This window comes from Skermanella sp. TT6 (genome assembly GCF_016653635.2).
GTDB lineage: Bacteria > Pseudomonadota > Alphaproteobacteria > Azospirillales > Azospirillaceae > Skermanella > Skermanella cutis.
This window is the reverse complement of sequence record NZ_CP067420.1, coordinates 5021475-5040349: the sequence shown is the minus strand read 5'-3', so window position 1 is coordinate 5040349 and position 18875 is coordinate 5021475. Positions and strand designations below refer to the sequence as shown.

The 18875-nt window shown below is 67.9% G+C and carries 20 protein-coding genes; 10 read left to right on the top strand and 10 right to left on the bottom strand.

The window, feature by feature from the left end; genetic code table 11:
* Window positions 1-30: 30 nt before the first annotated feature.
* Window positions 31-702, bottom strand: coding sequence for a fructose-6-phosphate aldolase (gene fsa / locus IGS68_RS23470; protein ID WP_201074534.1), 672 nt, complete (start codon window positions 700-702; stop codon window positions 31-33).
* An 88-nt stretch (window positions 703-790) separates the two neighbouring features.
* On the opposite strand from fsa, the gene IGS68_RS23465 reads away from it, so the two are divergent.
* The 3 genes from IGS68_RS23465 to IGS68_RS23455 all read left to right on the top strand — a co-directional run bounded on the left by IGS68_RS23465 (window position 791) and on the right by IGS68_RS23455 (window position 3714).
* Complete coding sequence (locus IGS68_RS23465) at window positions 791-3031, top strand: primosomal protein N' (RefSeq protein WP_201074532.1); 2241 nt, start codon at window positions 791-793, stop codon at window positions 3029-3031.
* Window positions 3032-3128: 97 nt separating this feature from the next.
* A complete protein-coding gene (locus tag IGS68_RS23460; protein ID WP_201074530.1) occupies window positions 3129-3413 on the top strand; it encodes a BrnT family toxin in 285 nt (94 codons plus the stop codon).
* 4 nt (window positions 3414-3417) lie between these two features.
* Entirely contained in the window at window positions 3418-3714 is a 297-nt protein-coding gene (locus tag IGS68_RS23455; protein ID WP_201074528.1) for a BrnA antitoxin family protein, read from the top strand.
* 7 nt (window positions 3715-3721) lie between these two features.
* On the opposite strand, the gene IGS68_RS23450 is transcribed toward IGS68_RS23455, so the two are convergent.
* Window positions 3722-4051: a hypothetical protein gene (locus tag IGS68_RS23450; RefSeq protein ID WP_201074526.1), complete on the bottom strand. Its 330-nt coding sequence runs from the start codon at window positions 4049-4051 to the stop codon at window positions 3722-3724.
* 374 nt (window positions 4052-4425) lie between these two features.
* On the opposite strand from IGS68_RS23450, the gene IGS68_RS23445 reads away from it, so the two are divergent.
* From IGS68_RS23445 to IGS68_RS23420, 6 genes are all read left to right on the top strand, one after another.
* Entirely contained in the window at window positions 4426-4986 is a 561-nt protein-coding gene (locus IGS68_RS23445) for a F0F1 ATP synthase subunit delta (RefSeq protein WP_201074524.1), read from the top strand.
* On the top strand, window positions 4986-6515 hold the full coding sequence (gene atpA, locus IGS68_RS23440) for a F0F1 ATP synthase subunit alpha (RefSeq protein ID WP_201074523.1): 1530 nt from the start codon (window positions 4986-4988) through the stop codon (window positions 6513-6515). Before IGS68_RS23445 ends, atpA begins: the two co-directional genes overlap by 1 nt.
* Window positions 6516-6615: 100 nt before the next feature.
* Window positions 6616-7515 carry a F0F1 ATP synthase subunit gamma gene (locus IGS68_RS23435; protein WP_201074522.1) on the top strand — a complete coding sequence of 300 codons (900 nt, stop codon included), beginning with the start codon at window positions 6616-6618 and terminating at the stop codon, window positions 7513-7515.
* A 50-nt stretch (window positions 7516-7565) separates the two neighbouring features.
* Window positions 7566-9032, top strand: coding sequence for a F0F1 ATP synthase subunit beta (gene atpD / locus IGS68_RS23430; RefSeq protein ID WP_201074520.1), 1467 nt, complete (start codon window positions 7566-7568; stop codon window positions 9030-9032).
* A gap of 72 nt (window positions 9033-9104) precedes the next feature.
* Window positions 9105-9521, top strand: coding sequence for a F0F1 ATP synthase subunit epsilon (locus IGS68_RS23425; RefSeq protein ID WP_201074519.1), 417 nt, complete (start codon window positions 9105-9107; stop codon window positions 9519-9521).
* Window positions 9522-9643: 122 nt separating this feature from the next.
* Window positions 9644-10465: a ferritin-like domain-containing protein gene (locus IGS68_RS23420; protein ID WP_201074518.1), complete on the top strand. Its 822-nt coding sequence runs from the start codon at window positions 9644-9646 to the stop codon at window positions 10463-10465.
* Between the two features lie 58 nt (window positions 10466-10523).
* Here IGS68_RS23420 and IGS68_RS23415 read toward each other — a convergent pair whose 3' ends face one another.
* From IGS68_RS23415 to IGS68_RS23395, 5 genes are all read right to left on the bottom strand, one after another.
* Window positions 10524-11411 (bottom strand): RNA polymerase factor sigma-32, encoded by an 888-nt coding sequence (locus IGS68_RS23415; protein WP_201074517.1) that lies wholly within the window; start codon window positions 11409-11411, stop codon window positions 10524-10526.
* A 156-nt stretch (window positions 11412-11567) separates the two neighbouring features.
* Window positions 11568-12344: a hypothetical protein gene (locus IGS68_RS23410; RefSeq protein ID WP_247881039.1), complete on the bottom strand. Its 777-nt coding sequence runs from the start codon at window positions 12342-12344 to the stop codon at window positions 11568-11570.
* A gap of 187 nt (window positions 12345-12531) precedes the next feature.
* Window positions 12532-13035 (bottom strand): CarD family transcriptional regulator, encoded by a 504-nt coding sequence (locus IGS68_RS23405; protein ID WP_201074515.1) that lies wholly within the window; start codon window positions 13033-13035, stop codon window positions 12532-12534.
* A gap of 338 nt (window positions 13036-13373) precedes the next feature.
* Window positions 13374-13712, bottom strand: a complete 339-nt coding sequence (gene fdxA, locus IGS68_RS23400) for a ferredoxin FdxA (RefSeq protein WP_201074514.1) — start codon at window positions 13710-13712, stop codon at window positions 13374-13376.
* 84 nt (window positions 13713-13796) lie between these two features.
* Entirely contained in the window at window positions 13797-14300 is a 504-nt protein-coding gene (locus tag IGS68_RS23395; RefSeq protein WP_201074512.1) for a tellurite resistance TerB family protein, read from the bottom strand.
* Between the two features lie 140 nt (window positions 14301-14440).
* Here IGS68_RS23395 and IGS68_RS23390 point away from each other — a divergent pair, with 140 nt between their 5' ends.
* Window positions 14441-15058, top strand: coding sequence for a DUF938 domain-containing protein (locus IGS68_RS23390; protein ID WP_371821858.1), 618 nt, complete (start codon window positions 14441-14443; stop codon window positions 15056-15058).
* A 24-nt stretch (window positions 15059-15082) separates the two neighbouring features.
* Here the strand turns inward: IGS68_RS23390 and IGS68_RS23385 are convergent, their stop codons facing one another.
* The 3 genes from IGS68_RS23385 to IGS68_RS23375 are packed head-to-tail and all read right to left on the bottom strand — an operon-like array spanning window position 15083 to window position 18873.
* Window positions 15083-15844 (bottom strand): TerC family protein, encoded by a 762-nt coding sequence (locus IGS68_RS23385; RefSeq protein ID WP_201074510.1) that lies wholly within the window; start codon window positions 15842-15844, stop codon window positions 15083-15085.
* A 57-nt stretch (window positions 15845-15901) separates the two neighbouring features.
* Window positions 15902-16336, bottom strand: a complete 435-nt coding sequence (locus IGS68_RS23380) for an RNA-binding S4 domain-containing protein (protein WP_201074507.1) — start codon at window positions 16334-16336, stop codon at window positions 15902-15904.
* Complete coding sequence (locus tag IGS68_RS23375) at window positions 16333-18873, bottom strand: helicase-related protein (RefSeq protein ID WP_247881038.1); 2541 nt, start codon at window positions 18871-18873, stop codon at window positions 16333-16335. The genes IGS68_RS23380 and IGS68_RS23375 overlap by 4 nt, the downstream gene beginning before the upstream one ends.
* Window positions 18874-18875: the final 2 nt, after the last annotated feature.

Genomic DNA, 18875 nt, shown 5'->3' with positions numbered 1-18875 from the left:
CTTACTCCATCAGGCGTTAACGTTGTGAGCCTACTCGGCGGCCTTGTCCAGAATCGTCTGTCCAGTGCCCGCCCAGTCGGCGACGAACTGATCCAGGCCCTTCTCGGTCAGGGGATGCTTGAACAGCTGGCGCAGCACCGACGGCGGCATGGTCGCGACGTGGGCGCCCATCTTGGCGCTCTCGACGATGTGGATCGGGTGGCGGATCGAGGCGACGAGCACTTCGGTGGTGATGCCGGGATACTGGTCGTAGATCTGCACGATATCGGAGATCAGCGACAGCCCGTCATACCCGATGTCGTCCAGCCGGCCGACGAAGGGGGAGATGAAGGTGGCGCCGGCCTTGGCCGCCAGCAGCGCCTGCGCGGCGGAGAAGCACAAGGTGACATTGACCATCGTGCCGCCGGACGACAGGATGTTGCAGACCTTCAGCCCGGCCGGGGTCAGCGGCACCTTGACCGCGATGTTCGGTGCCAGGGTCGCCAGGTACTTGCCCTCGGCCAGCATGGTGTCGAAATCGATCGCGGCGACCTCGGCGCTGACCGGGCCGGGAACGATCTGGCAGATTTCCTTGACCAGTTCGATGAAGTTGCGGCCGGACTTGGCGACCAGGGACGGGTTGGTGGTAACACCGTCCAGGAGGCCGGTATCGGCGAGGTCCCGGATTTCGGCGAGGTCGGCGGTGTCGATGAAGAACTTCATCAGGAAACGATCCTTGATTGAGCGAAGCGGCGATTGCGGCGGGCGCCTGCGCGGCAGCCGGCCCGGAAACTCGGGAACACTCTAGCCCATGGTGGATCAGGGTTCCAGTTCCGCCCCCGGATTCGATTTCGGCGATGGCTGGGAGGCGCCGCCTCCGGCTCCCAGGCGGGTGTCGGTGCTGCTGCCGCTGCCCTTGCCGGAGGCGTACGATTACAAGGTGCCGGCCGGGCTCGACGTGGCGCCCGGCGACTATGTCGAGGTGCCGCTCGGCCCCCGCCACCTGCTGGGCGTCGTCTGGGGGCCGGGCGCGGGCGAAGTCGCCGACGGCAAGCTGCGGCCGATCGCCCAGCGGTTCGACGTGCCGCCGATGCCGGAGGTCCAGCGGCGCTTCATCGACTGGGTGGCCGCCTACACAATGGCGCCGCCGGGTGCCGTCCTGCGCATGGCCCTGAGCGCGATCGGCGGCATGGAACCGCCCAAGCCGGTGACCGCCTATCGCCTGGGCGATCCCGGCCGGCTGGCCGAGCTGCGCATGACCCCGGCCCGGCGCCGGGTGCTCGACCTGCTGGCCGACGGGCCGCCGCGCCCCCCGGCCGAGCTGGCGCTTGATGCCGGGTGCGGCGTCGGCGTGGTCCGCGGGTTGGCCGACGCAGGCGTGCTGGAGCCGGTGCTGCTGCATCCCACCCGCGACCTGCCGCTGCCGGACTGGAGCCTTCCCGGCCCCCATCTGTCGGGCGAGCAGGCGGCCGGGGCCGCGGCCCTGCGCGCCCGCGTCGCGGCCGGCGCCTTCAGCGCGACCCTGCTGGACGGCGTTACCGGGTCGGGCAAGACGGAGGTCTATTTCGAGGGAATCGCGGCGGCTTTGGAGGCCGGGAAGCAGGTGCTGGTCCTGCTGCCGGAGATCGCCCTGTCGGCCCAGTGGCTGGAGCGGTTCGCCCTCCGCTTCGGGGCGCCGCCGCACCAGTGGCACAGCGACCTGTCCGGCGCCCAGCGGCGCGCCACCTGGCGCGACGTGGCGACCGGCGCCGCGCGCGTGGTGGTGGGCGCGCGGTCGGCCCTGTTCCTGCCTTATCCCGAGCTGGGCCTGATCCTGATCGACGAGGAGCACGACCCCTCGTTCAAGCAGGAGGACGGGGTGATCTACAACGCCCGCGACATGGCGGTGGCGCGGGCGCACCTGGCCGGCATCCCGATCGTCCTGGTCTCGGCGACGCCGTCGCTCGAATCGGCGATCAACGCGGAGGCCCACCGCTACGGCCGGATCGACCTGCCGGCCCGCCACGGCGGCGCCAGCATGCCGGAGATGAAGCTGATCGACCTGCGGCTCGACCGGCCGCCGCGCAACCGCTGGCTGGCACCGTCGCTGGTCCAGGCCTTGACCGAGACCTTCGCCTCGGGGGAACAGGGAATGCTGTTCCTCAACCGGCGGGGCTATGCGCCGCTGACCCTGTGCCGCAACTGCGGCCACCGGCTGCAATGCCCGAACTGCACGGCCTGGCTGGTCGAGCACCGCCTGGCGGGCAAGCTGCAATGCCACCACTGCGACTTCACGGTGAAGCTGCTGGACGTCTGCCCGTCCTGCGGCGCCGAGGGATCGCTGACCGCCTGCGGTCCCGGCGTGGAGCGGATCGCCGAGGAGGTGACCCAGCTGTTCCCCGACCAGCGCACCGCTCTGATGACCAGCGACAGCCTGGTCGGCCCGCACGCGATCCGCGAGATGGTCCGCCGCGTCCAGGACCACGAGATCGACCTGCTGATCGGCACCCAGGTGATGGCGAAGGGCCACCATTTTCCCATGCTGACGCTGGTCGGCGTGGTCGATGCCGACCTGGGGCTTGGCGGCGGCGACCTGCGCGCGGCCGAACGGACGTACCAGCTGCTCCAGCAGGTCGCCGGCCGGGCCGGGCGGGCGGAGCGTCCGGGGCGGGTCTTCCTCCAGACCTACATGCCGGAACATCCGGTGCTGCAGGCGCTGGTGTCGGGCGACCGGGATTCGTTCTACGAGCGCGAGGCGGAGGAGCGCCACATTCACGCCATGCCGCCGTTCGGCCGGCTGGCCGCGCTGATCGTGTCGGGCGAGGAGGAGGGAGCGGTGGAAGCGGTCGCCCGCGCCCTGGGGCGTACGGCGCCGCGGTCGGAAACGGTCCAGGTGCTGGGACCCGCGCCGGCGCCCTATGCGCTGCTGCGCGGCCGGCACCGGCGGAGGCTGCTGCTGAAGGCGCCCCGCGCCGTGTCGGTCCAGCCGCTGATCGCCGATTGGCTGGCGCGGGTGGAGGTGCCCGGAACGGTCAGGGTGCAGGTGGATATCGACCCCTACAGCTTTCTATAGGGCGCCTGCGATCGCGTTCGATCCATCGAAAGTGTTATAGGCAAACCTTGCGATTCGGTCCTGTTTGTAACTACAATGCAACTACACGCGAGGCGTCATGGACCTGGAATTCGAGTGGTCCGAGGCTAAGCGGCAAGCGACGCTTGAAGCGCGTGGGGTGGACTTTCCGCGCATGCGCGAGCTTTTCGATGGAAGACCGGTGGTCGTCTATCTTTCGGCCCGTGGCGCGGAAGAGCGGTGGGTCAGTGTCGGCCGGATCGAGGACAAGTTTTTTGCCGTGGTCTGGACGATCCGGGAAGAGCGTATCCGGATCATTTCCGCCAGGGGGGCAAGGTATGGTGAAGAGAGACGATACCGTGCGGTATACCGCATCGGAAATTGACGCGATGATCGCGAGGGGCGAGGATCGAACCGATTGGTCGCGCGAGGATACCGACGAAGAGATCGAGGCCCAGATCGCTTCCGATCCCGATCTGGCGGTGCCGGACAACTGGGAGGAACTTTCCGTGCCCGGCTTTCCCTTTCCCCTGCCGTCGCGCGAGAACAAGCGCCAGGTCACGGTGCGCTACGACGCCGAGGTGGTGGATTTCTTCAAGGCCCAGGGGCGCGGCTGGCAGAGCCGCATGAACGCCGTGCTGCGCGCCTTCGTGGAAAGCCAGCGGAACGGAGGCCGGTCCCGCTGAGCCCTCCTCACGCTTCCCGCAGCGCGGGGGCCGGGACGCGGGCCGGACGGGTGCGCCAGATCGACAGGCACTCGGTCGAGGTGGAGCCGCTGCCGATGCTGTGCCAGCCCTGGCGGTCGTGGAACCACAGGGTATAAGTCCCGCGCCGATCGCGCTCGAACCGGAAGACGGGGCGGTCCAGATGGGGGAAGGTGACCAGCAGCAGGTCGCCTTCGGGGCTGGTCTGGCGGGACACGCCGGCCCACAGCCCGCGCTCCATGCGCGGCCGGGCTATCTCGTAGAATTCCGCAAGGTCGGCCGGGGTGAAGCGGGCCAGGCTGAAGGCGACGACGGTCATGGTCAGGTGATCCGGAGGCGTGATCAGAGGAAAAATCCGAAGGGGCGATACCGGCGGGACCGGTCGCCGCACCGCCAGCCGGCGGCACCCCTAAAGATGCGCATCCAAAGTTAATTTGCGCTTAATCGCGGTCCGGATCGCCTCCGCTCCCCGGCCTTAGTGTCGCAGGCCGGCCGGTGCCGCCCGCAGAACGGTAAAGCCGGGGGTCTTTCGGCCCCAACTGCCCGGTTTTGCTGGATTTGAGTCGGTTGCGCGCACCGGCTCCCTGTGTTATGTGACCGCTCGCCGTCAGGGGAGGGGGCCTGCCCGACGCATGTCTTCTCCTCCAAGGCCCTAAAAATCAACAAGGTCTATGGACCGAACCGAGGTACCGCGTGGCATCCGAAGGTACAGGAGTATCCGGGCTGGCAGGGCGATACGCGACTGCCCTGTTTGAGCTTGCGGACGAAAACAAGGCGCTGGACCAGGTCGCCCAGGATCTGGCCGCCATCAAGCAGATGCTCGTCGAAAGTCCCGAACTGGACCGTATGGTACGCAGCCCCGTGCTGTCCCGCGGCGACCAGAGCCGGGCGATGGGCGCTCTCCTCCGCCAGGCCGGCGTGTCCGAGCTGACGCAGCGGTTCGTCGGGCTGGTCGCCCAGAACCGCCGGCTGTTCGCGCTGCGCGGCATGATCGACGGCTACCTTGCCGAGCTGGCGCGCCGCCGCGGTCAGATGACCGCCGACGTGACCTCGGCATACCGCCTGTCCGATCCCCAGGTCCAGGCCCTCACAGATGCCCTCAGGGCCCAGATGGGGTCCAAGATCGAGGTGCGGGTCACCGTCGACCCGTCCCTGATCGGCGGCATGATCGTCAAAGTCGGTTCGCGCATGGTCGATAGCTCCGTGCGCACCAAGCTGAACAAGCTGCAAATCGCCATGAAAGGGGTTGGCTGATGGAAATCCGCGCCGCGGAGATTTCCGCGATCCTCAAGCAACAGATCGCGAATTTCGGGAATGAGGCGGATGTCGCCGAAGTCGGCCAGGTCCTCTCGGTCGGCGACGGAGTCGCCCGCGTTTATGGCCTCGACAACGTCAAGGCCGGCGAGATGGTCGAGTTCCCCAACGGTCTGAAGGGGATGGCGCTGAACCTCGAGACCGACAATGTCGGTGTCGTGATCTTCGGCGACGACCGTGACATCAAGGAAGGCGACGTCGTCAAGCGCACCGGCGCCATCGTCGAGGTGCCGATCGGCCGCGGCCTGCTGGGCCGCGTCGTGGACGGCCTGGGCAATCCGATCGACGGCAAGGGCCCGCTGACCGACGTGGTCATGAGCCGCGTCGAGGTGAAGGCGCCCGGCATCATTCCCCGGAAGTCGGTCCATGAGCCGATGCAGACCGGCCTGAAGGCCATCGACGCCCTGGTTCCGATCGGGCGCGGTCAGCGCGAACTGATCATCGGCGACCGTCAGACCGGCAAGAGCGCCGTCGCCATCGACGCCTTCCTGAACCAGAAGGGCATCAACCAGGGCGACGACGAGAGCAAGAAGCTCTACTGCATCTATGTCGCCGTCGGCCAGAAGCGCTCGACCGTCGCCCAGATCGTCAAGACCCTGGAAGACTCCGGCGCGCTGGAATACTCGATCGTGGTCGCCGCGACCGCGTCGGAGCCGGCGCCGCTGCAGTTCCTGGCGCCCTACACCGGCTGCGCCATGGGCGAGTTCTTCCGCGACAACGGCATGCATGCGCTGATCGTCTATGACGACCTGTCCAAGCAGGCCGTGGCCTATCGCCAGATGTCGCTGCTGCTGCGCCGTCCGCCGGGACGCGAAGCCTATCCGGGCGACGTGTTCTACCTGCACTCCCGCCTGCTCGAGCGCGCGGCGAAGATGAACGACGCCAAGGGCGCCGGTTCGCTGACGGCATTGCCGATCATCGAGACGCAGGCCGGCGACGTGTCGGCCTACATCCCGACGAACGTCATCTCGATCACCGACGGCCAGATCTTCCTGGAGACCGGCCTGTTCTACCGCGGCATCCGCCCGGCCATCAACGTCGGCCTGTCGGTCAGCCGCGTCGGCTCGGCCGCGCAGATCAAGGCGATGAAGCAGGTCGCCGGCACCATCAAGCTGGAGCTGGCCCAGTACCGCGAGATGGCCGCCTTCGCGCAGTTCGCCTCGGACCTGGACGCCTCGACCCAGCGGCTGCTGAACCGCGGCGCCCGCCTGACCGAGCTGCTGAAGCAGGGCCAGTTCTCGCCGCTGCCGGTGGAAGAGCAGGTGGTTTCGATCTTCGCCGGCGTGCGCGGCTACCTCGACAAGGTCAAGGTCGAGGACGTCAACCGGTTCGAGGCCAAGCTGCTGGATGAGGTCCGCTCCAAGGGGGCCAACATCCTCGACGCCATCCGCACCGAGAAGGCGCTCTCCAAGGAGACCGAGGAGAAGCTGAAGGGCTTCCTCGACAACTTCTCCAAGGTGTTCGTCTAAGCTCGAAGCGGTCCCTGGATGCGGCCTCCCGGTGTTCCGGGGGACCGCATCGGGGATCAGGAAGGCAGGGCTCCAACCCCCGGTGTGATGAAGGCCTCGAATGCCAAGCCTTAAGGACCTTAAAAACCGTATCTCCAGCGTCAAGTCGACGCAGAAGATCACGGCCGCCATGAAGATGGTCGCCGCCTCCAAGCTGCGCCGCGCGCAGGAACAGGCGGAGGCCGGCCGTCCCTACGCCGAGCGCATGGGCCGTATGCTCGCGTCGCTCGCCGCCAACGTGTCGAGCAACGGCGAAGGTCCGAAGCTGATGACCGGTACCGGAAAGCAGGACGTGCACCTGCTGGTCGTCATCACGTCGGACCGCGGCCTGTGCGGCGGCTTCAACGGAACCATCGTGCGCGAAGCGCGGCGCCAGATCGCCCGGCTCGAAAGCGAGGGGAAGACCGTCAAGGTGCTGACCGTGGGCCGCAAGGGCCGCGACCAGCTCCGCCGGACCAACCCGAACAGCGTCATCCAGTCCTACGAGGACATCGGGCGCAAGCGGCTGTCGTTCGCCGAGGCCGACATGATCACCGCCAAGGTGCTCGAGCTGTTCGATGCCGGCGAGTACGACGTGGCGTCGGTGATCTACAACAAGTTCAAGTCGGCGATGACCCAGGTCGTCACCGTCCAGCAGGTGATCCCGTTCGCCATGCCGGAGGGCGAGGCCGCCGAGACCCAGGCGGAGGGCCAGGGCGAGGCGAAGGCGCTGTACGAATTCGAGCCGGAGGAGGACCAGATCCTCGCCGACCTGCTGCCGAAGAACCTGTCGATCCAGGTCTATCGCGCGCTGCTCGAAAGCGCCGCCAGCGAGCAGGGCGCCCGGATGACCGCGATGGACAGCGCCACCCGCAACGCCGGCGACATGATCAACAAGCTGACGCTGACCTACAACCGGACCCGCCAGGCCGTCATCACCAAGGAGCTGATCGAGATCATCTCCGGTGCCGAGGCGATCTAACGTCTGCAAGCGTCCGACACTGATATCTGGTTCCGAGGGAGCGAACCCACATGACTGCTGCAATCCAGACCGGCACCACGCCGACCAACGCCGCGCCCAGCAACGCCATCGGCAAGATCACCCAGATCACCGGCGCGGTCGTCGACGTCCAGTTCGAAGCCGACCTGCCCGCGATCCTGAACGCCCTGCACACCCAGAACGAGGGCAAGACGCTGGTGCTCGAAGTGGCCCAGCACCTGGGTGAGAACACCGTCCGCGCGATCGCGATGGACACGACCGACGGCCTCGTCCGCGGCCAGCCGGTCACCGACACCGGCAGCCCGATCTCGGTGCCGGTCGGCCCGGCGACCCTGGGCCGCATCCTGAACGTGATCGGCGAGCCGATCGACGAGCGCGGCGACGTCGGCAACACCTCGACGCTCCCGATCCACCGCTCCGCCCCGGACTTCGTCGACCAGTCGACCGAAGCCCAGGTGCTGGTCACGGGCATCAAGGTCATCGACCTGCTGGCGCCCTACGCCAAGGGCGGCAAGATCGGCCTGTTCGGCGGCGCCGGCGTCGGCAAGACCGTCACCATCATGGAGCTGATCAACAACGTCGCGAAGGCGCACGGCGGCGTGTCGGTCTTCGCGGGCGTCGGCGAGCGGACCCGCGAGGGCAACGACCTCTACCACGAGATGATCGAGGGCGGCGTCATCAAGACCGACGGCCCGGGCTCCAAGGTGGCGCTGGTCTACGGCCAGATGAACGAGCCGCCGGGCGCGCGCGCGCGCGTCGGCCTGACCGGCCTGACCCTCGCGGAGTATTTCCGCGACGAGGAAGGCCAGGACGTGCTGTTCTTCGTGGACAACATCTTCCGCTTCACCCAGGCGGGTTCGGAAGTGTCCGCGCTGCTCGGCCGCATCCCCTCCGCGGTGGGATACCAGCCGACGCTGGCGACCGACATGGGCGCCCTCCAGGAGCGCATCACCTCCACCAAGAAGGGCTCGATCACCTCGGTGCAGGCGATCTACGTGCCGGCCGACGACCTGACCGACCCGGCGCCCGCCACCTCGTTCGCCCACCTGGACGCCACCACCGTGCTGTCGCGCTCGATCGCCGAAATGGCGATCTTCCCGGCCGTGGACCCGCTGGACAGCACCAGCCGGATCCTTGACCCGCGCGTCGTCGGCGACGAGCACTACCAGGTCGCCCGCTCGGTCCAGAAGGTCCTGCAGACCTACAAGTCGCTGCAGGACATCATCGCGATCCTGGGCATGGACGAGCTGTCGGAAGACGACAAGCTGGTCGTCGCCCGCGCCCGCAAGATCCAGCGCTTCCTGTCCCAGCCGTTCCACGTCGCGGAGGTGTTCACCGGCACCCCGGGCGTGCTGGTCAGCCTGGAAGACACGATCAAGGGCTTCAAGGGCATCGTCAACGGCGAGTACGACCATCTCCCCGAGGCCGCCTTCTACATGGTCGGCAAGATCGAGGAAGCGGTCGAGAAGGCCCGCAAGATGGCCGCCGAGGCCGCGTAAGTACCGGAGGCCGAAGGGGCCCGATCGCCCCTTCGCCTTGTTTGACGCCTAACTCAGGAACGAGAGCTATCCATGGCCGACAAAGTCGAGTTCGAGCTGGTTTCGCCGGAAAAGCTGCTGGTCTCCCAGCCGGTCGACATGGTCGTGGTGCCGGGCGGCGAGGGTCACTTCGGCGTGCTGGCCGGTCACGCGCCGATGATCACCACGGTGCGCCCCGGCGTCATCGACATCTTCGAAGGGGACCGGGTCGTCGACCGGATCTTCGTCGCCGGCGGCTTCGCCGAGGTGACCGAGACCCGCTGCACCGTCCTGGCCGAGCAGGCGACCAACCTGAGCGAACTGGACCGCGCCGCGGTCGAGCAGGAGGTCAGGGACGTGGGCGAGGACGTGGAGGACGCCAAGTCGGACAGCGAGCGCGCCGCCGCGGAGGGCCGCCTGGCGGTCGCCCGCGCCAAGCTCGAGGCGATCACCGGCACCACCGCGCACTGATGCCCGCTCCGGCGTTGTAAAACGCGCATGGTGGGATAATCTGCAGACCTGATATCGATGGCCTGGCCGCCTAAGCCGGGCCATCGGTCTTTCAGGGTCAACAAGAATCGGCTTGGGAAAGAATGGGCTATCAACACTGGACGCTGGAGGATCTTCCTTGGGACCGGATCGACAGATCCAAAGCGGATGCGGAGATCCTGAAGATCATCAAGGCCGCGGCTCTCGTTGAGTACAACGGCAGGGACTACGCGACCTACCTGTGCAACGTCTTCAACGACGATCCCGAGTTCCAGCAGGTGGCCCGGGACTGGGCGGAAGAGGAAGTCCAGCATGGTGCCGCGCTCGGCCGCTGGGCCGAGATCATCGATCCCTCCTTCTCCCTGGAGGACGCCTTCAAGCGGTTCACCGACGGCTACAAGATCAAGCTGGAAGCGACGGAGTCGGTGCGCGGGTCGCGCAGCGGCGAGCTGATCGCCCGCTGCATGGTCGAGACCGGCACCAGTTCCTACTACACGGCCCTGGGCGATGCGACGGACGAGCCGGTTCTGAAGGAGATCTGCCGCCGCATCGCGACCGACGAGCTCCGTCACTACAAGCTGTTCTACCAGCATCTCAAGCGCTACATGGAGCGCGAGGACCTGGGGCGGCTGTCCCGGCTGCGCATCGCGCTGGGCCGGATCAACGAGTCCGAGGACGACGAGCTGGCCTATGCCTATTACGCGGCCAACGGCTCCGACGCTCCCTACGACCGCGAGACCAACACCCGTGCCTATATGCGCCGGGCCTATGCTTATTACCGTCCGACCCACGTTGACCGCGGCGTCGCGATGATCTTCAAGGCGGTCGGTCTGAAGCCCCATACGACACTGTACCGGGCGGCTACGCGGATGGCCTGGTGGTATCTTGACAGCAGGCTGAAGAAGCTGACCAAGGAAGCGGCCTGAGTCCTGCCGAGCGCCGGGTCCGGAGGCCCGGCGTACCTCCCCGGGTCAGCGAAAGCGATCACATCTCCAGGAGAAGGTCGCTGGACAGTTCCACCCGGCGCATCATGGACTCCTTCAGCTTGAGCATCGCGCGGTGCTCGAGCTGGCGGACCCGCTCCTTGCTGACGCCGAGTTCCCTGCCAAGCTCCTCCAGGGTGGCCCCGTCGTCACGCAGGCGGCGCTGGGCGATGATGGTCCGCTCCCGGGGGCTCAGCTCGCCCAGGGCTTCGGCGAGCCACTTGGAGCGTGTGTTGCTGTCGCGCATGCCGATCACGACGTCTTCGGGGCTGGGCCGCTGGTCGGCGAGGAAATCCTGCCAGTCGTCCTCGCTGCTGTCGCTGATCGGGGCATTGAGCGACTGGTCGGCGCCGCTCAGGCGCATCTCCATCGCCTCCACCTCATGGACCTCAACCTTCAGTTCGGTCGCGATCTTCAGCCGGCCGGCCTGGGTCAGGGCGCCGTTGCTGGACGCATCCTCGATCTTGGCACGCAGGCGGCGCAGGTTGAAGAACAGGCTCTTCTGGGCGGCGGTGGTGCCGGTCCGCACGATCGACCAGTTGCGCAGGATATAGTCCTGCATGGCCGAGCGGATCCACCAGGCGGCGTAGGTCGAGAACCGCACCTCGCGATCCGGCTCGAACCGGGCGGCGGCCTGCATCAGGCCGACATTGCCCTCCTGGACCAAGTCGCCCATGGGCAGGCCGTAGTTCCGGAAGCGCGACGCGGTGGAGACGACCAGACGGGTATAGGCGCGGACAAGATCGTGAAGCGCCGACTCGTTGCCGTCTTCCCGCCAGTTGCGCGCCAGTTCGAATTCATGGTCACGGGAAAGGAGAGGTTCCCGCATCGAGGCCTTGATGAAAGTCAGATTGGCCCGCTGTGTTTCCGGGTCATCGATATGAGCCATCGTCCTGTCCTTCCCCCTGATGGACGCGCGACCTCGGCGATGGCCCTGTCCGTGAGGGTCAACACCGGCGGGTGCCGTCGGTTGCTTCAGATACGCAGCCCGGGCGGACCCGGATCACATCGGGAAGGAAGTTTTTTCAGCCGGCCGGCCGCCGCTTCAGACCTCTATCAGCTCAAGGATCTCCCCCGAGGCGGCGAGGCAGCCGCAGACCAGCGGGCCGCCGAAACCGCATCCGCCATCCAGGGTGACCGTGAAATCACCAGCCTGGATACCTCCGCGTCCGGGGTCGTACCCGCGGACGATGCGGCGGAACTGGTCGTAGGGCTGGTCGATGCGTCCGAATCCGGTACCGCCCCACCAGAAGGTGTCGCCCTGGGCCGCCAGCGGCCGGGAAATCTCGATGCCGGAGGAGACCAGCAGGACGCCCGCAGGATTGCGTTCGGCCGGTCCGGCGCCGGGCTGGCTGGTGTAGGCGGCGCGGCGCAGCGCGCTCATCACGTTTTCGTGACCGGGGTGCCCGCGCATGGCGCCCCGCAGGCTGTTGGTCCAGCGCGTGATCGCGACGGCCCCGTCGCGCGCGGCGGCCAGGCCCTGGTCCGGGTTGCCGCCATAGGCAGCCAGGGTCGCGTCGGCGCCCTGCCGGAGCATCCAACTCAGGACGACGGCCGGATCGGGCGCGAACTGAAGCTGGAGCAGCTTCTGCCACATCTCCTCCTGGGCGCCGCGGAGATAGACGACATCCTCCGCCAGCATGCCGGGCATCGCGATGAGGGTCCGGCGGAACGACAGCAATTCGTCCATCGTTTCCCGAACCGCGGTACCCCGGCCTATCATGTTGCCGGTGTAGACGAGCCGATCGCCCGGCGTGAACCGCCGGCCGATGTCGGCATGCAATGCCGCCAGACGGTCGACTTCGCCATGGACGGCACCCACGGCCCAGATCCGCTTGGGATGGCCGATATCTGCAAATTTCTGATTGTCTGACATCAGGACGCGTAAACGCAACTCCGGTCCGGCTTGGACTGTGGCCGGAGTTTAGGCGCCCGGCGTGCCCAGCAAAAGCCGATAAAAGGGAGTGGCCGGGGATTGTTGCGGTCCCCGGCCCCAGCTTCCGCGCAGCTCAGGCGGCGGCCTTGGTCAGGACGGCCTCGAGCCGTTCCGTGGCCTTCATCTCGTCGATCTTCTCGACGGCGGCCAGCTCCCGGGCGAGCCGCTCCAGTGCCGCCTGGTAGATCTGGCGTTCGCTGTAGGACTGGTCGGGCTGGTCGCTGCCGCGATACAGGTCGCGCACCACTTCGGCGATCGAGACAGGGTCGCCGGAATTGATCTTGGCTTCGTATTCCTGGGCGCGGCGGCTCCACATGGCGCGGCGGGCGCGCGAACGGCCCTGGAGCGTCTCCAGCGCGACCTTGATCCGGTCCTTGGAGCTGAGGCGGCGGAGACCTGAGTCCTTGGCCTTACCCACCGGTACCTTCAGCGTCATGCGCTCCTTCTCGAAGGTGATGGCGTAAAGCGTTACGGTCTGGCCGGCAATATGATGCGTTTCGATTCCCTCGACACGACCGACCCCGTGGGCCGGGTAGACGACGAAATCACCGGCCGTGAACTCAAGCTTGTTCATCATTCCTGTTGGCTCTCACTTCACGCTCGCTGGCACCCGGCTGTCCCGGCCGGATGCCTCGGGACAACGAAAGGCTGAAGCGCCATCCACCAGCCCCCATGAGGTTCAAGGGCCGACGAATAAGGCAATCCGAGCCTGGAGCATCGCAAGCCCGGGACGCGCGCGAAAGCGACCGGGCCTAGGGCCGCCATTATATAGGAAGTGAGGAGGGCGTTACAAAGATATAACGTCTTGGTCATAAGCAAGCTCCCGCCGGTCGCACGATGGCGGACCTGCGGGAATTGCATGGCGGAACGTAAGAATAAACTTTCAGGCTGACGAATAGCGCGCCAGCCCAACGTTCAGTTGCCAGATCCCGGATTGGGATTGAAGAACTTCTCGAATTTGTCCGGGGCTCCCTTGAACTCCTCGGCCTCGGGCGCCGCGTCCTTCTTGCGGGTCAGGTTCGGCCATTGCAGGGAATACTCCCGGTTCAGCTCCAGCCACTTCTCCGCATCGGGCTCGGTGTCCGGGACGATCGCCTCGGCCGGGCATTCCGGTTCGCAGACGCCGCAGTCGATGCATTCGTCGGGGTGGATCACAAGCATGTTCTCCCCCTCGTAGAAGCAGTCGACGGGGCACACCTCGACGCAGTCGGTATATTTGCACTTGATGCACTGTTCGGTGACGACGTAGGGCATGCTCGCTTTCCCTTTATCCTCTTCGGACGCCCGGGCTTCGTCCTGGTCCCGGGGGCCGGCAGCAGTTCAGTCAGATGGAGATCTCTAGTTCGAGCTCTCTCCGGTCGGCGCCTCCAGCGTGGAGTCGGCGATGCCCAGCCGTTGAAGCACGCGCATCCGGGCCGCACCACGGTCGCGGTCGGAGACGTAGAGCAGTCCGCCCACCCTGCGCAAGAGGCTGGCTTCCAGATCGTGCAGTTCGCCATCGGCGTAGACCACTTCCCAGAGCATTTCAATCATCTGAATGCGTTCCTGGTCGGAAAAGCGGTCTTTCAGGGTGGAGGTGAAGCGGTGCCACTGGGCCGGCCCCTCCGTCACCGTCTCGGCCTCGGCCAGAAGGTCTTCCGCCTCGGCGCCCGACAGGGAGAAGCGCCCCTCGAGCAGGTCGCGGATGCGGGCGCGCTCGCGCTCGCCGAACTCGTCGTCCAGGCGCGCCGCCTCGACCAGCAGCGTCGCGGCCGCCAGTTGCACCTCGTCGCGCGAGTGCCGCCCGGCCCGCCGGGCCGTTTCGTCGGCATCCATCAACAGTGCTTTCAGTCGAGCCAGCATTACGGAAATCCCATCCTTGCGGCCCATCGCCGGGCCGGTATCGCGAAACCATGCAGTCCGTCAGATATGGGGGCTGTCCTGTCGATGACGACCCCTGCTGACCCTTGCCCTCGGGTGCGGGAGGCACTAGCCTGCTCGCCATGATGACCGCAGCCGGCCCAGACCACCGCCGCCATGCCCCGGCGACCCAGCGCAACAGGGAACCTATCCTGGGCGTGCTTCGGCGCGTGCTTCCCGCCGCCGGCACCGTGCTGGAGATCGCCAGCGGCAGCGGCGAGCACGCCGTCTTCCTGGCCGGCTCGCTGCCCGACCTGATCTGGCATCCGACCGATCCGGACCCCGACAACCGGGCCAGCATCCGGGCCTGGATCGCCGAGACCGGCGTCACCAACGTCACGGCTCCGGCCAGCCTGGACGCCGCGGCCCGCGCCTGGCCCGTCACTCACGCCGACGCCATCGTCTGCATCAACATGATCCATATCTCCCCCTGGCCGGCGACCCAGGGCCTGATGGCGGGGGCGGGGCGCACCCTGCCGACGGGCGCGCCGCTCTATCTGTACGGCCCGTACAGGCGGGACGGGCGGCACACCGCGCCGAGCAACGAGGATTTCGACCATTCCCTGAAGGCGCAGAACGCCGAGTGGGGGGTGCGCGACCTGGAGGAGGTCTGCGCGGCGGCGGCCGGCTCCGGCCTCACCCTGGACGAGGTCATCGAGATGCCGGCCAACAACCTGTCCGTGGTCTTCCGGCGGGGCTGAGGCGGCCCGGCCGAGTTCCGCGGGTCACCCCGCCGCGCGCGGGCTGCCGGCGGGCCGGCCGGCCAGGCCGCGCTTGCGCCGCCGCCTCCGGTTCGCCAGCAGGTTCAGCGACTCGACGAGGATCGAGAAGGCGATCGCGAAGTACAGGTAGCCCTTCGGGATGTGGAAGTGCAGGCCGTCGGCGATCAGGGCGACGCCGACCAGCAGCAGGAAGCTGAGCGCCAGCATCTTGACCGTGGGATGGTCGTTGACGAACCGGCTGACGGGGCCCGACGCGAACAGCATGACGCCCACGGCGATGATGACGGCGGCCATCATGACTTCCAGGTGCTGCGCCATGCCGACCGCGGTGATCACCGAATCCAGCGAGAAGACGATGTCCAGCATCATGATCTGGATCACCACGGAGGTGAAGGTCGCGGTGCCCTTCCCCCCGGCCTCCTCGTCCTCGCCCTCCAGGTTGTGATGGATTTCCGTGGTCCCCTTGGCCAGCAGGAACAGGCCGCCGACGATCAGCACGAGGTCGCGTATCGACACGTCGAACTCGCCGACCGTGAACAGCGGGTTGGTCAGGGTCGAGATCCAGGCGATCGAGGCGAGCAGGCCCAGGCGGGTGACCAGCGCCAGCGCCAGGCCGACCTGCCGCCCGCGCGCCTGCCGCTCCGGCGGCAGCCGCCCGGCCATGATCGAGATGAAGATGATGTTGTCGATGCCGAGCACGATTTCGAGCACGGTCAAGGTCAACAGGCTGGCCCAGGTATGGGGATCGGCGAGGATGTCTGGCATGGCGCGCTGAGAACCGGGCAGCAGCAGGTAAGTTCCGCGCCGACCCGGCGAATCGACTCAGGAATCCGACCGCAGCCTTTCGGTCGCCCGCCGTTCCGCCTTGGTCGGCCGGCCGGCCCCGGAGGGGCGTTCCGCCGGACGGGCCATCGCCGTCTCTGGCGCCGGCGGCGACAGATCCTCGTACAGCGCCTGGGCTTCCGGCGCCGGACCGCGCCGGGAGCCCAGGGCGACCACCTTGATGATCCGGATATGGCGCCCCTGGGCGAAGGTCAGCACGTCGCCCGGCTTGACGGCGTGATGCGCCTTGGTGACCGGCGCGCCGCCGATGCGGACGGCCCCGGCCGCGCAGAGCTTCGCCGCCAGGCTGCGCGTCTTGAAGAAGCGGGCGTACCAGAGCCACTTGTCGAGCCGCAGCCTGCCGGACGCCAGCTCCCGGGCGGTGGCGGCCCCGCCGTCGCCCTGATCCTCGTCCCGATCCTCGTCCGCTGTCATCGCATGAACTCGATCTGCCTCAGCTTGGCGAAGGGGGAGTCCGGGGACGCCTCCGCGCGCGGATTGGCCGCGGCACCGCGGCGCCGGCCCTTCCGCTCCTGCCGGCGGCGCGGCGGCTTGCCGCGCGCCCAGGTGACGGCGCCGGCCTCGTCCTCCCTGCGGCGGTATCCCATGGCCGCCAGCACCCCTTCCAGGTCCTGGGGCGTGCTGCCGATCATCTGGGCCAGGTCGGGCGCCGCGGTCAACGGGCCCTCGCCGGACCGCCTGTACAGTTCGCGCTCGAACCGCTCCAGGATGTCGGCCCGGAGCGCCCGCGGTCCCATCGGCGGATAGCCCACCGCTTCCCAGAAGCCTGGCGGCACGGCATCGGTCGCGACCGAGACCCGGCCGGCCGGCGGAGTGGGCGGGGGCAGGGGCATCGCGGCGTGGCCGCCGTGCAGCACGGCCCACAAGAGGCCGCGGGTCTCCACCGCCCGGGGCTTGATCAGGGCCGGCAGGAAAACCTGGCTGGTCGCCAGCCGCACGCCCAGCCGGTTGAGCGCCTGCCGGTCGGCCTTGCTGAAGCCGGCGATCAGCGGCTCAAGGTCGGGCCGGGCGAGGCTGCCCAGCGACTCGGAAAGCTGGAAGGCCAGCCCGCGCGCCGGGCCGGCCAGATCGGCCTCGCGCAGCTTGAACAAGGGCGCCAGCCGCTCCTTGACGAACCCTTCGACCCAGCGGCCGAGCCGCGCCCGCACCCGGTCGCGCTGCCCCGACTCGAACAGGTCGTCGTGCAGCGGGATCACCGCCGGGGTCAGGACCGACGTGCCCGGGCCAAGACGCGCCACGGGATGGCCGTCCCAGGCCAGGATGCCGTCGGGCCGCAGGTCGATCCTGTCATCGCCCGCCTGTTCCAGCAGGCGGACCCGCCGGCCGATCTCGTCGCGAAGCGCCCGGCGCGCGGCGCTCATGAAGGCTCGCACGTCGTCCTCCCGCACCTCGGGGTCGAGCGTGAAGTGGAAGCCCTCCAGCCGGCCGACATGGTGACCTTCCACCAGCACCTCGCCTGCGGCGGTGACGGCGGCCAGGAGTTCGCCGCCGCCGGCCAGGGTGCGCGCCAGCACGGCGGAGCGCCGGTCGACGAATCGCTGGGTCAGCCGCTCGTGCAGGGCGTCGGACAGCTTGTCCTCGATCGCGCGGGACTGGGCCTGCCAGTGGGCCGGGTCGGTCAGCCAGTCCGGCCGGTGCGAGATGTAGGTCCAGGTCCGGATATGGGCGATTCGCGAGACCAGGGTATCGATGTCGCCCTCGGTTCTGTCCATCCGGGCGACCTGCTTGGCGACCCAGTCCTCCGGCAGGCGGGCTTCCGGCGTCATCAGGTGGCGGTAGATCTGGGACAGCAGTCGGGTATGGGCGTCGGACAGGACCTTGCGGAAGTCGGGGATCTGGCAGACCTCCCACAGCAGCCGCACGGCCCCGCGGTTGGTCGCCAGGGAGGCTATCTCCTGGTCGCGCGACAGCGCCACCAGCGACAGGTAGTCGTCGGCGTCCCGGGCGCGCATCAGCTCCGGCCGGGGCGGGCGCTGCTCCAGGCTCTTGATCAGCGCGCCCGGGCTCTCGAACCGCAGCGCGGTGTTCCGCCACATGATCGCCTTGAGCGACTCGAACTGGTGGTTCTCCACCGCGTTGACCGTCTCCGCGTCCAGGCCGTTCAGGTCGCCGGTGGTGCCGAAGGTGCCGTCGGTCATGTGGCGGCCGGCGCGCCCGGCGATCTGGGCGATCTCGGTCGGGCGGAGCTTGCGCGGGGCGTGCCCGTCGAACTTGGTCAGCCGGGCGAAGGCGACATGGTCCACGTCCATGTTCAGCCCCATGCCGATCGCGTCGGTCGCGACGAGGTAATCGACCTCGCCGGTCTGGTACAGCGACACCTGGGCGTTGCGGGTGCGCGGACTGAGCGCCCCCAGCACCACGGCGGTGCCGCCCCGCTGCCGGCGGATCAGCTCGGCGATGGTGTAGACGTCGGTCGCGGAGAAGGCGACGACGGCGGAGCGCGGCGGCAGCCGGGTCAGCTTCTTGTGCCCGGCATAGGTCAGCGACGAGAATCGCGGTCGGCTGATGAACTCGGCCCGGGGCACCAGCCTCTGGATCAGCGGCCGGACGGTGTCGGCGCCCAGGAACATGGTCTCGTCCATGCCGCGGGCGTTGAGCAGCCGGTCCGTGAAGATGTGGCCGCGTTCCGGGTCGGCGCAGAGCTGGATCTCGTCCACCGCCATGAAGGCGACGGGCCGGTCCAGCGGCATCGATTCGACCGTGCAGACGAAATAGACGGCGCGCGGCGGGATGATCTTCTCTTCGCCGGTGACCAGCGCCACCGCGTGACGGCCCTTCGCCTTGACGATCTTGTCGTAGTTCTCGCGCGCGAGAAGGCGCAGCGGGAACCCGATCATGCCCGACCTGTGACCCAGCATCCGCTCGATGGCGAGAAAGGTCTTGCCGGTGTTCGTCGGCCCAAGGACTGCGGTAACCCGCCCCTGGTGCTGACCCTGGTGCTGAAAGGCCACGC

Bases quoted from the DNA above. Each gene is read 5' to 3' on its own strand.
- fsa (WP_201074534.1), bottom strand. From the start codon at position 702: ATGAAGTTCTTCATCGACACCGCCGACCTCGCCGAAATCCGGGACCTC.
- IGS68_RS23465 (WP_201074532.1), top strand. From the start codon at position 791: ATGGTGGATCAGGGTTCCAGTTCCGCCCCCGGATTCGATTTCGGCGAT.
- IGS68_RS23460 (WP_201074530.1), top strand. From the start codon at position 3,129: ATGGACCTGGAATTCGAGTGGTCCGAGGCTAAGCGGCAAGCGACGCTT.
- IGS68_RS23455 (WP_201074528.1), top strand. From the start codon at position 3,418: ATGATCGCGAGGGGCGAGGATCGAACCGATTGGTCGCGCGAGGATACC.
- IGS68_RS23450 (WP_201074526.1), bottom strand. From the start codon at position 4,051: ATGACCGTCGTCGCCTTCAGCCTGGCCCGCTTCACCCCGGCCGACCTT.
- atpA (WP_201074523.1), top strand. From the start codon at position 4,986: ATGGAAATCCGCGCCGCGGAGATTTCCGCGATCCTCAAGCAACAGATC.
- IGS68_RS23435 (WP_201074522.1), top strand. From the start codon at position 6,616: ATGCCAAGCCTTAAGGACCTTAAAAACCGTATCTCCAGCGTCAAGTCG.
- atpD (WP_201074520.1), top strand. From the start codon at position 7,566: ATGACTGCTGCAATCCAGACCGGCACCACGCCGACCAACGCCGCGCCC.
- IGS68_RS23425 (WP_201074519.1), top strand. From the start codon at position 9,105: ATGGCCGACAAAGTCGAGTTCGAGCTGGTTTCGCCGGAAAAGCTGCTG.
- IGS68_RS23420 (WP_201074518.1), top strand. From the start codon at position 9,644: ATGGGCTATCAACACTGGACGCTGGAGGATCTTCCTTGGGACCGGATC.
- IGS68_RS23415 (WP_201074517.1), bottom strand. From the start codon at position 11,411: ATGGCTCATATCGATGACCCGGAAACACAGCGGGCCAATCTGACTTTC.
- IGS68_RS23405 (WP_201074515.1), bottom strand. From the start codon at position 13,035: ATGATGAACAAGCTTGAGTTCACGGCCGGTGATTTCGTCGTCTACCCG.
- fdxA (WP_201074514.1), bottom strand. From the start codon at position 13,712: ATGCCCTACGTCGTCACCGAACAGTGCATCAAGTGCAAATATACCGAC.
- IGS68_RS23395 (WP_201074512.1), bottom strand. From the start codon at position 14,300: ATGCTGGCTCGACTGAAAGCACTGTTGATGGATGCCGACGAAACGGCC.
- IGS68_RS23390 (WP_371821858.1), top strand. From the start codon at position 14,441: ATGATGACCGCAGCCGGCCCAGACCACCGCCGCCATGCCCCGGCGACC.
- IGS68_RS23385 (WP_201074510.1), bottom strand. From the start codon at position 15,844: ATGCCAGACATCCTCGCCGATCCCCATACCTGGGCCAGCCTGTTGACC.
- IGS68_RS23380 (WP_201074507.1), bottom strand. From the start codon at position 16,336: ATGACAGCGGACGAGGATCGGGACGAGGATCAGGGCGACGGCGGGGCC.